This window comes from Rhizobium beringeri, from assembly GCF_004306515.1.
Lineage (GTDB): Bacteria > Pseudomonadota > Alphaproteobacteria > Rhizobiales > Rhizobiaceae > Rhizobium > Rhizobium beringeri.
The window spans coordinates 4494562-4508006 of record NZ_SILG01000001.1 but is presented as its reverse complement, the minus strand read 5'-3'; the positions used below and the strand labels follow the sequence as shown (position 1 = coordinate 4508006).

The 13445-nt window shown below is 61.8% G+C and carries 12 protein-coding genes; 8 read left to right on the top strand and 4 right to left on the bottom strand.

Annotation, left to right across the window (positions count from 1 at the left end; genetic code table 11):
- Positions 1-94: 94 nt before the first annotated feature.
- The 7 genes from infB (at position 95) to ELH03_RS22300 (ending at position 9296) form a co-directional block, all read left to right on the top strand.
- Entirely contained in the window at positions 95-2848 is a 2754-nt protein-coding gene (gene infB, locus ELH03_RS22330) for a translation initiation factor IF-2 (RefSeq protein WP_128400251.1), read from the top strand.
- Between the two features lie 150 nt (positions 2849-2998).
- A complete protein-coding gene (rbfA, locus tag ELH03_RS22325; RefSeq protein WP_027682238.1) occupies positions 2999-3403 on the top strand; it encodes a 30S ribosome-binding factor RbfA in 405 nt (134 codons plus the stop codon).
- Positions 3404-3416: 13 nt separating this feature from the next.
- The gene (gene truB / locus ELH03_RS22320) at positions 3417-4349 is read left to right on the top strand and encodes a tRNA pseudouridine(55) synthase TruB (protein ID WP_105007838.1); all 933 of its coding nucleotides are present in this window, start codon (positions 3417-3419) and stop codon (positions 4347-4349) included.
- A 103-nt stretch (positions 4350-4452) separates the two neighbouring features.
- On the top strand, positions 4453-5304 hold the full coding sequence (locus ELH03_RS22315) for an alpha/beta fold hydrolase (protein WP_105007837.1): 852 nt from the start codon (positions 4453-4455) through the stop codon (positions 5302-5304).
- Between the two features lie 151 nt (positions 5305-5455).
- Complete coding sequence (gene rpsO, locus ELH03_RS22310) at positions 5456-5725, top strand: 30S ribosomal protein S15 (RefSeq protein WP_003544317.1); 270 nt, start codon at positions 5456-5458, stop codon at positions 5723-5725.
- A 340-nt stretch (positions 5726-6065) separates the two neighbouring features.
- Positions 6066-8204 carry a polyribonucleotide nucleotidyltransferase gene (gene pnp, locus ELH03_RS22305; RefSeq protein WP_128400250.1) on the top strand — a complete coding sequence of 713 codons (2139 nt, stop codon included), beginning with the start codon at positions 6066-6068 and terminating at the stop codon, positions 8202-8204.
- Between the two features lie 75 nt (positions 8205-8279).
- Positions 8280-9296 (top strand): class I SAM-dependent methyltransferase, encoded by a 1017-nt coding sequence (locus tag ELH03_RS22300; protein ID WP_128400249.1) that lies wholly within the window; start codon positions 8280-8282, stop codon positions 9294-9296.
- Positions 9297-9388: 92 nt separating this feature from the next.
- On the opposite strand, the gene fabI is transcribed toward ELH03_RS22300, so the two are convergent.
- From fabI to fabA, 3 genes are read right to left on the bottom strand one after another with little or no spacing between them, the layout of a single operon-like run.
- A complete protein-coding gene (gene fabI / locus ELH03_RS22295; RefSeq protein WP_018244255.1) occupies positions 9389-10195 on the bottom strand; it encodes an enoyl-ACP reductase FabI in 807 nt (268 codons plus the stop codon).
- Between the two features lie 4 nt (positions 10196-10199).
- On the bottom strand, positions 10200-11432 hold the full coding sequence (gene fabB, locus ELH03_RS22290; RefSeq protein ID WP_128400248.1) for a beta-ketoacyl-ACP synthase I: 1233 nt from the start codon (positions 11430-11432) through the stop codon (positions 10200-10202).
- 45 nt (positions 11433-11477) lie between these two features.
- Positions 11478-11993, bottom strand: a complete 516-nt coding sequence (gene fabA / locus ELH03_RS22285) for a 3-hydroxyacyl-[acyl-carrier-protein] dehydratase FabA (protein WP_027682244.1) — start codon at positions 11991-11993, stop codon at positions 11478-11480.
- 300 nt (positions 11994-12293) lie between these two features.
- Between fabA and irrA the strand changes: the two genes are divergently transcribed.
- Positions 12294-12713: an iron response transcriptional regulator IrrA gene (gene irrA / locus ELH03_RS22280; RefSeq protein WP_003555773.1), complete on the top strand. Its 420-nt coding sequence runs from the start codon at positions 12294-12296 to the stop codon at positions 12711-12713.
- Positions 12714-12805: 92 nt separating this feature from the next.
- On the opposite strand, the gene ELH03_RS22275 is transcribed toward irrA, so the two are convergent.
- A complete protein-coding gene (locus tag ELH03_RS22275; RefSeq protein WP_018244251.1) occupies positions 12806-13441 on the bottom strand; it encodes a trimeric intracellular cation channel family protein in 636 nt (211 codons plus the stop codon).
- Between the last annotated feature and the right edge of the window lie 4 nt (positions 13442-13445).

Here is a 13445-nt window from a genome sequence, read left to right as displayed (position 1 = left end):
ACCGGCATCGGCCGGTCCCATGCTCATTGATCGACAGTATTGAACGACAGGGTCTGATCTAGTCATCGCTCCCTGTCCGAAGGAACGGGAACGAATGACCGATAGTAACGACGACAAGACAATCAGCGTAGCGGGCAAAAAGACACTCACCCTGAAACCATCGGGGATGAGCCAGGGCACCGTTCGCCAGGATATGGGTCGAGGTCGCACCAAGGCGGTCGTCGTCGAGACCCGTAAGCGGCGCCCGATGCGCCCGGAAGATGAAAAGCCGATCACACCCGTCGCTCCGGCGGCCCCCGTCCGCGCCGCCGAACCGGCACCCGCACCCGTGCAGGCGCGTCCGCAGCAGCCGACGCCGGCACCGCGGGTTCAGCAGGGCAACAACAACCAGACGAACCAGCGTCCGCCGCAGCAGTCTCACCAGCCGCCGCGCCAGAACGATCGTCCGCGCCCGGTGGTGCTGAACCATCTGTCGCCGGAAGAGATGGACGCCCGGCGCCGCGCGCTTGCCGACTCCCAGGCGCGTGACGCCCAGGATGCGATCCGCCGCGCCGAGGAAGAAAAGCGCCGTGCCGCCGAAGAGGTGATCCGCAAGGCCGCCGAAGCGGAAGAAGCTGCCCGCAGGGCCGCTGAAGAGGCTATCCGGCAGGCTGAGGCACCCGCTGTCGCAGAACCCGCAGTCGCAGAACCGGCTCCGACCGAAGCACGCTCCGACGCGCCACGGCCGCCGCAGCCCGCATCGCCGGCACCTGCCGCGCGCCGGTCCGATGCGGCTGGAGCACCTGCTGCCCGTCCGGCACCAGGCGCTGCCGTCCCCGGCGCCGTTCGCGGCCGTCGCGAGGAAAAGGAAGACGACGATCGTGGCGCAGCGCGCGGCGGTCCGGTCCGTGGCCGCGTCGTTCGCCCGGAACCCGCAAAGCCGGTCACCACGCGTCCGAAGACCGATGAAGAGCGTCGTCGCGGCAAGTTGACGATCACCACTGCCAATGTGGACGGCGAGGACAATGCCCGCGGCCGTTCGCTCTCGGCGATGCGCCGTCGGCAGGAGAAGTTCCGCCGCGGTCAGATGCAGGAAACCCGCGAGAAGATCTCCCGCGAGGTGGTTCTGCCCGAGACCATCACCATTCAGGAACTGTCGCAGCGCATGTCCGAACGCGCCGTCGACGTCATCAAGTACCTGATGAAGGAAGGCCAGATGATGAAGCCGGGCGACGTCATCGACGCCGACCTTGCCGAACTCATCGCCGGCGAATTCGGCCATACGGTCAGGCGCGTGTCTGAATCCGACGTCGAACTCGGGATCTTCAACGTCTCCGACGATGATGGCGAACTGGTTTCGCGCCCGCCGGTCGTTACCATCATGGGCCATGTCGACCACGGCAAGACCTCGCTGCTCGACGCCATCCGCCATGCCAACGTGGTCTCCGGCGAAGCCGGTGGCATCACCCAGCATATCGGCGCCTATCAGGTGGAGCAGAACGGTCAGAAGATCACCTTCATCGATACGCCCGGCCACGCCGCCTTCACGGCAATGCGTGCCCGCGGTGCGCAGGCGACCGATATCGCGATCCTAGTCGTCGCAGCCGACGACAGCGTGATGCCGCAGACGATCGAATCGATCAACCACGCCAAGGCGGCCGGTGTTCCGATCATCGTGGCGATCAACAAGGTCGACAAGCACGAGGCTGATCCGCAGAAGGTCCGTAACCAGTTGCTGCAGCACGAAGTCTTCGTGGAATCCATGGGCGGTGAAGTGCTTGACGTCGAGGTTTCGGCCAAGACCGGCAAGAACCTCGACAAGCTGCTCGAGGCGATCCTGCTGCAGGCGGAAATTCTCGATCTGAAGGCCAATGCGAACCGGACCGCGGAAGGAACGGTTATCGAAGCCCAGCTCGATCGTGGCCGTGGTTCGGTCGCGACCGTGCTCGTCCAGAAGGGCACGCTGCGTCCGGGCCAGATCATCGTCGCCGGCGACGTCTGGGGCCGCGTGCGCGCTCTCGTCACCGACAAGGGCGACCATGTGAAGGAAGCCGGTCCGGCAACGCCGGTCGAGGTTCTCGGTCTTTCCGGCACGCCGCAGGCCGGCGACAAGTTCGCCGTCGTCGAAAGCGAAAGCCGCGCCCGCGAAATCTCGGAATATCGTCAGCGTCTGGCCCGCGACAAGGCGGCTGCCCGCCAGTCGGGACAGCGCGGTTCGCTGGAACAGATGATGATGCAGCGCCAGAGCGTCGGCATCAAGGAGTTCCCGCTGGTCATCAAGGGTGACGTGCAGGGCTCGATCGAAGCGATTGCCGGCGCGCTGGAGAAGCTCGGCACCGACGAAGTCCGCGCCCGCATCGTCCATTCGGGCGCCGGCGGCATCACCGAGTCGGATATCTCGCTCGCCGAAGCCTCGAACGCGGCCATTATCGGCTTCAACGTTCGTGCGAATACGCAGGCACGCCAGTTCGCCGAGCGCGAAGGCATCGAAATCCGCTACTACAACATCATCTACGACCTGGTGGATGACGTGAAGGCAGCGATGTCGGGCCTCCTGTCTCCGGAGCGGCGCGAAACCTTCATCGGCAATGCCGAGATTCTCGAGGTGTTCAACATCACCAAGGTCGGCAAGGTCGCAGGCTGCCGTGTCGTCGAAGGCAAGGTCGAACGTGGTGCGGGCGTCCGCCTCATCCGCAACGACGTCGTCGTTCACGAAGGCAAGCTCAAGACGCTCAAGCGCTTCAAGGACGAGGTGTCCGAAGTGCCGATGGGTCAGGAATGCGGCATGGCCTTCGAAAACTACGAAGACATGCGCGCCGGCGACGTCATCGAGTGCTTCCGCGTCGAGCATATCACGCGCACGCTCTAAACAGCTGCGCCTGAACTTTTCCGAAAGCCATCCGCCAGCCGGCGGATGGCTTTCGGGCATCTGCCGACTTGACCTTTTTGGCCAAAAGAGTCATGGACGCTCTCCTTTGACGGGTTCGATTCCCAGCCGCATCGGCAAATAGAGATAACAATGACCAGACCAACTTCTTCCGCGCCTTCGCAGCGCATGCTGCGCATTGGCGAACAGGTTCGCGCCGCTATCACTCAGGTGCTGCAGCGCGGCGAAGTGCGTGACGACGTCATCGAGGCGACCGTGATCTCGATCTCGGAAGTGCGCATGTCGCCGGATCTCAAGATCGCCACCGCCTATGTGACACCGCTCGGTGTTTCCGACCACAGCATCGTCATCGAGGCGTTGAATCGTCATGCAAGGTTCATCCGCGGCCGGCTCGGGCCGCAGCTTCGGCAGATGAAATACATGCCGGAGGTGCGCTTCCGCGACGATACCAGCTTCGACAACTACAAGAAGATCGACGAGCTGCTGCGTTCGCCCGAGGTGAGCCGCGACCTCGACGGCGATAATGACGAACGATAAACAGAAGAGACGCATGTCCAAACCACGCAAACCCAAGGGCCGGCCGATTTCCGGCTGGCTGATCCTCGACAAGCCGGTGGATTTCGGCTCGACGGAAGCCGTTTCCAAGATCAAGTGGCTCTACAAGGCGCAGAAGGCCGGTCATGCCGGCACGCTCGATCCGCTCGCCTCCGGCATGCTGCCGATCGCGCTCGGCGACGCGACGAAGACCGTTCCCTATGTGATGGATGGCCGCAAGATCTATGAATTCACCGTGAGCTGGGGCGAGGAGCGCGCGACCGACGATCTCGAGGGCGAGGTGACTGAGAGTTCGGACAAACGCCCGAGCGAGCAGCAGATCCGCGATATCCTGCCCGGATATATCGGCACCATCAGCCAGGTGCCGCCGCAGTTTTCCGCTATCAAGATATCCGGTGAACGCGCCTATGATCTGGCGCGCGAAGGCGAAACCGTCGAAATCCCCTCGCGTGAGGTCGATATCTTCCGGCTGACCCTGCTCGCCTGCCCGGACGCCAATAGCGCGCATTTCGAAGTGGAATGCGGCAAGGGCACCTATGTCAGGGCGCTGGCGCGCGATTTCGGGCGCGAGCTCGGCTGCTACGGCCATGTGTCCGGGCTGCGGCGCACCTTCGTTGCGCCGTTCGCGGAAGAGGCCATGGTGCCGCTCGCAAATCTCGTCGCACTGGAGGCGATCGAGGATATGGACGAGCGGCTGGCGGCGCTCGACGCGCTGCTGATCAACACCTGCGAAGCGCTATCGGCCCTGCCCCATCTCGTCATCAATGACGACCAGGCGCACCGGCTGAAGATGGGCAACCCCATCCTGGTGCGAGGCCGCGATGCGCCGGTTGCCGAAAGCGAAGCCTATGCGACCGCCCGTGGCAGGCTGATCGCGATCGGCGAGATCGGCCAGGGCGAGTTTCGCCCGAAGCGTGTTTTCGCCTGAGCCCACAACGACGGCGATTGTCAGCCGGTAACGATGCGATATCTTCCCTGTCGGGCCGCCATAGCGGCCCGAGGGGCCATGGTGGCCCGACAGGGGAAAGAATATGCGCGTAACTGCTATCGGAATACTGACGTTCTTTTCGATGTTCCTGACCGTGGCCAACGCTCAATCTGCCGAGCGCTGGGCCGAGCTTCCCGCCTTTCCTTCGATGCCGGTGGCGAAGAAGAGCGGCATGGCCGATGTGAACGACATCAAGATGTATTACGCCGAATACGGCGAAGGCGACCCGATCCTCTTCATCCATGGCGGACTGGGAAATGCCGAGGTCTGGGGTCATCAGGTCGCCGATTTTGCCAAGGACCATCTGGTCATCGTTGCCGACAGCCGCGGACATGGACGCTCGACGCGCAGCCAGCAGCCCTTCGGTTACGACCTGATGACATCTGACTACGCCGCACTTCTCGACTATCTGAAGATCGACAAGGTGACGCTGGTGGGATGGTCGGACGGCGGCATCATCGGCATCGACATGGCGATGAAACACCCGGAAAAATTGACCCGCGTCATTGCCCAGGCAGCCAACGTCACAACAGACGGCGTCAAGGCTGACGTCATGGACAATAAGACCTTCAACGACTACATCAACGTCGCCGGCGAGCAGTACCGGAAGCTTTCGCCGACGCCGAACGAATACGACGCCTTCGTCAAGCAGATCTCCGAAATGTGGGCAACCCAGCCGGCCTGGACGGCCGCCGATCTTGGCAAGATCTCGGTGCCGGTCACACTTGCCATCGGCGATCATGATGAAGCCGTAAAGCTCGACCATACGGAAATGATGGCAAAACAGATTCCGGGCGCCAAACTCGTCATCCTGAAAGATGTGAGCCATTTCGCCATGCTGCAGGATCCTGCAGCCTATGACGGGATGATCCGGGGCGCCATGGCGGGCCGTTGAAGCCGCCAAGGACGACCCCTCTTTCCATCGATCCATATTTGGTTTATAGGCAGCGCCAGCGTCAGGTTCGCCTGCTCGCATTCACGGCCAAAGCTGGACGACATCCCGGCTTTTGGCGACTCTATCTCCTCCTCTTAGAAAGGATCACCCGATGTCGATCACTGCTGAGCGCAAGTCTGCGCTGATCAAGGAATATGCGACCGTTGAAGGCGATACCGGTTCTCCGGAAGTCCAGGTCGCGATCCTGACCGAACGCATCAACAACCTGACCGAACACTTCAAGGACCACAAGAAGGATAACCATTCCCGCCGTGGCCTGCTGACGATGGTTTCGAGCCGCCGCTCGCTTCTTGATTATCTCAAGAAGAAGGATGAAGGCCGCTATTCCAAGCTGATCACCAGCCTGGGTATCCGCCGCTAAGATTGTCCGGCGGGCGCTTTCCCAAGCGCCCGCCGGATCTGTTTCGGGACAAGGCTCCCGATGAAATGTTCCAGCCGCGCCCTATTTTACGCGGTGGAAAGACCGGCAGACCCGGATGGGCCGGATCTGCCAAACCAACCGTTGACCTGTCATGGGGCAGGATTGCCGGATGCTTTCGGCCAAGGCTTGTCAATGAGCTTTGGCCCGGTTTCTCCTGAGGAAACCGAGGATGAAAAGCCTCCCGTTGTCTTGCCCGTGATACGTCACATTGATTGCGGTCGACTGTGCGCTGCGCCTTGATATCGGCGATGGCGCGTGCTCCCGCATTGAAGGACAAGAGATGTTTGATACACACACAGTGGAAATCGAGTGGGCCGGGCGCCCGCTGAAGCTCGAAACCGGCAAGATCGCCCGTCAGGCCGACGGCGCGGTTCTCGCCACTTACGGCGAAACCGTCGTTCTCGCCACCGTCGTCTCGGCCAAGTCGCCGAAGCCCGGCCAGGACTTCTTTCCGCTCACCGTCAACTACCAGGAAAAGACCTACGCGGCCGGCAAGATCCCCGGCGGCTATTTCAAGCGCGAAGGCCGCCCGAGCGAAAAGGAAACCCTGGTTTCCCGCCTGATCGACCGCCCGATCCGCCCGCTCTTCCCTGAGGGCTACAAGAACGACACGCAGGTCGTCGTTACCGTTATCCAGCACGACCTCGAAAACGATCCGGACATCTTGTCGATGGTCGCTACCTCGGCAGCGCTGACGCTCTCCGGCGTTCCCTTCATGGGCCCGGTCGGCGGTGCGCGCGTCGGCTACATCAACGGCGAATACGTTCTCAACCCGCATCTCGACGAGATGGACGAATCGAGCCTCGATCTCGTCGTCGCCGGCACCTACGACGCCGTGCTGATGGTGGAATCCGAAGCCAAGGAACTCAACGAAGACGTCATGCTCGGTGCCGTCATGTTCGGCCACAAGGGCTTCCAGCCGGTTCTCGACGCGATCATCAAGCTCGCCGAAGTTGCCGCCAAGGAGCCGCGCGACTTCCAGCCGGCAGACTACTCCGCTCTCGAAAACGAGATGCTCGGCCTTGCCGAAGGTGAACTTCGCGAAGCCTACAAGATCACCCAGAAGGCTGACCGCTACGCCGCCGTCGACGCCGTCAAGGCGAAGGTGAAGGCACACTTCCTTCCCGAGGAAGGTGAAGCCAAGTACACGGCCGAAGAAGTCGGCGCGATCTTCAAGCACCTGCAGGCAAAGATCGTCCGCTGGAACATTCTCGACACCAAGAGCCGCATCGACGGCCGCGACCTCGAAACCGTTCGTCCGATCGTTTCGGAAGTCGGTCTTCTGCCGCGTACGCACGGTTCGGCGCTCTTCACCCGCGGTGAAACGCAGGCGATCGTCGTTGCCACCCTCGGCACCGGCGAAGACGAGCAGTATGTCGACAGCCTGACGGGCATGTACAAGGAGCGCTTCCTGCTCCATTACAACTTCCCTCCCTACTCGGTTGGCGAGACCGGCCGCATGGGCTCCCCGGGTCGCCGCGAAATCGGCCACGGCAAGCTCGCATGGCGCGCGATCCGTCCGATGCTGCCGACCGTCGAGCAGTTCCCCTACACGCTGCGCGTCGTCTCCGAGATTACCGAGTCGAATGGCTCGTCCTCGATGGCGACTGTCTGCGGTACCTCGCTCGCTCTGATGGACGCCGGCGTTCCGCTGGCAAAGCCGGTGGCCGGTATCGCCATGGGTCTGATCCTGGAAGGCGATCGCTTCGCTGTCCTCTCCGACATTCTCGGTGACGAAGACCACCTCGGCGACATGGACTTCAAGGTCGCCGGTACCGCCGACGGCATTACCTCGCTGCAGATGGACATCAAGATCGCCGGTATCACCGAAGAGATCATGAAGGTCGCCCTTGGCCAGGCCCAAGGCGGTCGCGTTCACATCCTCGGCGAAATGTCCAAGGCCATTACCGAAAGCCGCGGCCAGCTCGGTGAATTCGCTCCGCGCATCGAAGTCATGAACATCCCGGTCGACAAGATCCGCGAAGTCATCGGCTCCGGTGGCAAGGTCATTCGCGAAATCGTCGAAAAGACCGGCGCGAAGATCAACATCGAGGACGACGGCACCGTCAAGATCGCTTCGTCCTCCGGCAAGGAGATCGAAGCGGCCCGCAAGTGGATCCACTCGATCGTCGCCGAGCCTGAAATCGGCCAGGTCTACGAAGGCACGGTCGTCAAGACCGCCGACTTCGGCGCCTTCGTCAACTTCTTCGGCGCCCGCGACGGTCTCGTCCACATCTCGCAGCTCGCTTCCGAGCGTGTTGCCAAGACGCAGGACGTCGTCAAGGAAGGCGACAAGGTCTGGGTCAAGCTGCTCGGCTTCGACGAACGCGGCAAGGTTCGCCTGTCGATGAAGGTCGTCGACCAGGCCACCGGCCAGGAAATCCCGAACGAGAAGAAGAAGGAAGAAGCGGCCGAATAAGCCGCCTTCCAAATTTGATACCGGGCGCGGGAATGCTTCCGCGCCCTTTTTTGTATGAGAAGACGAGACGAGACCATGAGCAGCGAGACGCTGAAGACCCTGTTCCATCCCTTTGCCAGCGGCACAGTCGAGGCGCCCGGCGAGGGCGAGCGCGTGCTCTTCCTCGGGGCCGAGGCAGGCTTTGCGCTGCCGGAAGGCTTTGCCGCCTCGCTCAGCGCCGTCCAGGGCTTCCGGCCGCTCTATCGGCAGCTGCTGGCGCAGCGGATCGAAGCGAAGCCGGAGATCGATGGCGAGGACTACGATGCGGCTCTGGTGCTCTGCACCAAGCACAAGGGCGAGAACGAAGCCAATCTCGCCGCCGCGATCGCCCGCACGCGGCTCGGCGGTCTGATCGTCGTTGCCGGCGCGAAGGAAGACGGCATCCAGCCGCTGCGCAAGCGGATGGAAGGTTTCAATCTCGCAGTCGACTACATGCCGAAATATCACGGCGTCGCTTTCTGGTTCGGCCGGCCTGCGGATGCCGACGAGATTATCTCCAAGCTGGCAAAGGCGCCGGTACGTGTCGACGGCCGTTTCAATGCAACCGCCGGCATGTTCTCGCATGACCGCATCGATGCCGGATCGGAACTGCTCGCCTCGCGCCTGCCGCAGGATTTCACCGGCGACGTTGCAGATTTTGGCGCCGGATGGGGCTATCTCTCCGTCGAGCTGGCCCAGAAGTCGCGTGGACTGACGCGCCTCGACCTCTACGAGGCCGATCACGCGGCTCTGGAGGCTGCCAGGGATAATCTGGCGGAGAACTGCCCGAACGCGCCTGCGCGCTTCTTCTGGCACGATCTGGCGGGTGAGCCGGTCAAAGACAAATACGATCTCGTCATCATGAACCCGCCCTTCCATGAGGGGCACGCAGCCGAGCCGGCGCTCGGCCAGGCAATGATCAAGACTGCCGCATCCGCCCTTCGCGGCGGCGGCCGCCTGATGCTCGTCGCCAATCGCGGCCTGCCTTACGAGCCGGTTCTGGCGGCGAATTTCAGGGAAAGCGGCGAAACCTGCCGCAACGCCCGGTTCAAGGTGCTGTGGGCGAAGAAATAGGGCTCAAGCAGCCTCGATCCGATCATTCTTATCGATAGAAAAGGCCGTGCGCACCATCTGCGCACGGCCTTTAAGTTTCAATCGAATAGTGTTTACTCAACGTCCGCTTTGCGCAGCGTTTCCAGCGTCGGCATGGAGGTGACGTTGAAGCCGGCGTCGACGAAATGGATTTCGCCGGTGACGCCGGAGGAAAGGTCGGAGAGCAGGTAGAGAGCCGAGTTGCCGACCTGATCGATGGTGACGGTCTTGCGCAGCGGCGCATTGCGCTGGTTCCAGGAAAGGATCGCGCGCGCATCGGAGATGCCGGCGCCGGCAAGCGTGCGGATCGGGCCGGCGGAAATGGCATTGACGCGGATGCCGCGCGGGCCGTAGTCGGCGGCGAGATAGCGCACCGAAGCCTCGAGCGCTGCCTTGGCAACCCCCATGACGTTGTAATTCGGAATGACGCGCGTCGAGCCATTATAGGTCAGCGTCAGCATCGCACCGCCATCTTCCATCAACGGAGCGCAGCGCTTGGCGATCTCGGTGAAGGAGAAACAGGAAATGACCATTGTGCGGCTGAAATTCTCACGTGTCGTATCGGCGTAAAGACCCTTGAGCTCATTCTTGTCGGAAAAGCCAATGGCATGGACGATAAAATCGAGCTTGCCCCAGCGCTCCTTGATCGCATCGACCACGGCATCGACCGAGGCGGTGTCCTCGACGTCGCAGGGCAGCACGAAATCCGAGCTGACCTCGGCAGCAAGCGGCTTGACGCGCTTGCCGAGCGCATCGCCCTGATAGGTGAAGGCGAGTTCCGCACCCTGTGCGGCGAGAGCTTTTGAAATCCCCCAGGCGATCGAGTGGTTGTTGGCGACGCCCATGATGAGCCCGCGCTTACCCTGCATAATTCCCGTCATATTATTATCCGTTATAGCGCTGGAAGACGAGCGTGGCGTTGGTGCCGCCGAAGCCGAAGGAATTGGAGAGGGCAATGTCGATCTTGGCGTCGTCGATACGCTTCCGCACGATCGGGACACCTTCGAATTCGGGATCAAGCTCGGTGATATGAGCGCTTTCGCCGATGAAGCCCTGCTGCATCATCAGCAGGGAATAGATCGATTCCTGCACGCCGGCAGCGCCAAGCGAATGGCCGGTCAGCGATTTGGTCGATTGGATATGCGGAATCTTCGAGCCGAATACCTCGCGGATGGCGCCGATTTCCTTGCTGTCGCCGACTGGCGTCGAGGTGCCGTGGGTGTTGACGTAGTCGACGTCGCCTTTGACGGTGGCGAGCGCCTGGCGCATGCAGCGGATGGCGCCCTCGCCCGAGGGCGCGACCATGTCGTAGCCGTCCGAGGTTGCGCCGTAGCCGACGATTTCGGCGTAGATCTTAGCACCGCGGGCCTTGGCACGCTCCAGCTCCTCGAGCACCAGCACGCCGGCGCCGCCGGCGATGACGAAACCGTCGCGGTTGACGTCATAGGCGCGCGAAGCGCTGTCCGGCGTGTCGTTGTACTTGGAGGACATGGCGCCCATGGCGTCGAAGAGGTTGGACATCGTCCAGTCGAGATCCTCGTGGCCACCGGCGAACATCACGTCCTGCTTGCCCCACTGGATCATCTCGGCGGCGTTGCCGATGCAATGCGCCGACGTCGAGCAGGCCGACGAGATCGAATAATTGACGCCGTGGATCTTGAACCAGGTGGCCAGTGTGGCCGATGCGGTCGAGGACATCGCCTTCGGCACGGCGAACGGGCCGATGCGCTTCGGGCTGTTGTTCTTCACGGTGATCTCGGCAGCTTCGATCAGGGTGCGGGTGGACGGACCGCCGGAGCCCATGATGATGCCGGCACGCTCGTTCTGAGCGTAGTCTTTCTCTTCCAGGCCGGAATCGGCAAGTGCCTGTTTCATGGCCACATGGTTCCAGGCGCCGCCCTGCGACAGGAAACGCATGGCGCGGCGGTCGACCAGTTCGGCAAGTTCCGCCGAACCGAGCTTCGGACTGCCCCAGACCTGGCACTTGAACCCATGTTCGGCGAAATCGCTCGAAAAGGAGATACCCGACTTTGCCTGCCGCAAGGATTCGGTGACTTCGGCCGCGTCGTTTCCGATCGAGGACACGACACCCAGACCTGTGACAACTACCCGTCTCATCTGATCAAACCTTTGTTGTTTTCGTCAGCCGCTCGAAATGCGGTTTCAGGCCGTCTTGTCTTTCGATAGACCGACGCGAAGATCGGCCGCCTGATATATGGTCTCGCCGTCCGCCTTTAGCCAGCCGTCGGCCGTGCCGAGGACCAGACGACCGCGCATGACACGCTTGAAGTCGATGCCATATTCGATCAGCTTCGTCTGTGGCCGGACCATGCCCTTGAATTTCACTTCGCCTGTTGAAAGCGCCATGCCACGACCTGCCTCGCCGAGCCAGCCCAGAAAGAAACCGGTCAGCTGCCACATGCCGTCGAGACCGAGGCAGCCCGGCATGATCGGATTGCCTTCAAAATGGCAAGGAAAATACCAGTCATCCGGGCGTACGTCATATTCGGCCCGGAGGTAGCCCTTATCGAAGGTGCCGCCCGTTTCGGAAATATCCGTGATGCGGTGAACCATCAGCATAGGCGGCAGGGGCAGCTGCGCATTGCCGGGGCCGAACAGCTCGCCATGTGCGCAAGCGATGAGTTCTTCATACGAGAAGCTGGACTGTCTGGTCGTCATAAAGTTTCTTTTCCCCCCGCATCAAGCCGATGGATGTGAACGTGTAGTCCAAGTTCTTCAGAAAATGAAGCACAAGCAAGGCAGCTTCATTCATCTCCCCGGACCAGGCTTGCGCCATTATTTGGTGGTCGCATACAGGAAGGCTAGGGCTGGGACCAGACCTATTTGCGTCAAAAGCCCGTTTTTGCCGCGTTTATCAGGCTCCTGTCCCCATTGAACTATTGAAAGGCTCCGATGCAAAAGTTATACCCCTTAAAGAAACATGATTGCTTTATGCCAGAATAACCGGAGTTGGTTTTGATGACGGGTGCACTCCCGATCGCAATAGAGGTAAGGCTGCGCGGTGCGGGCCTGCGCCCTACTCGCCAGCGTGTCGCGCTTGGCGACCTCCTGTTTGCCAAGGGCGACCGGCATTTGACCGTCGAGGAACTGCATGAGGAGGCTGTTGCCGCCGGCGTGCCAGTGTCGTTGGCAACCGTCTACAACACGCTGCATCAGTTCACGGAAGCCGGTCTCATCCGGGTTCTCGCCGTCGAGAGCGCCAAGACCTATTTCGACACCAATGTTTCCGACCATCACCATTTCTTCGTCGAAGGCGAAAACGAGGTGCTCGACATTCCCGTCAGCAACCTGACGATCGCCAATCTGCCTGAACCGCCTGAAGGGATGGAGATCGCCCATGTCGACGTGGTGATCCGCCTGCGGGCGAAGCAGGGCTGACGACACCTCTAAAGCGCGTCGCGCCGGATCGGCTTTTATGTATGTCGGTGTCCCAAAACCGCTGCGGACTTTTGGGCGACATGCATTAGGCTTCACATGACATCGTCCGGATGCCGGCCGGGCTTGTGCCTGTAGGTGGGGAAGGTCCAGCCGAACCACAGGGCTCCACCGCGCACCGCAAAGGCCGCCACGACGCCGCAGGCAGACGCCAGATAGAGCTGCATTCCGAGCGCATTGGCGAGCGTGAACACGCCGGCACCGATGAGGGCTGCGGTCACGTAGATTTCCGGCCTCAACAGCACCGAAGGCTCATTTGCCATCAGATCGCGCAGGATGCCGCCAAACGTCGCCGTCAGCGTGCCGGTGACGATCGCGATGGTCGGCGAGCCGGTGGCGGCGAGGCCCTTGGCGGCGCCGATCACGCAATAGGCGGCAAGGCCGATCGCATCTAGCCAGATCAGCAGGCGATAGCGCGATTCCAGCAGGTGGGCGGTGAAGAAAACGATGACGCCCATGACGCAGCAGACGAGGATATAGGCCGGGTTCAGAACCCAGAAGACCGGCACGCGGCCGAGCACGATATCGCGCACCGTGCCGCCGCCCGTTCCCGTCACCATGGCGAAAAACAGAAAACCGATCAGGTCCAGCTGCTTGCGCGAGGCGGCGAGCGCGCCCGTCGCGGCAAACAGCGCAATGCCGGCATAATCGAGATAGACGAGCAAGGACATGCGA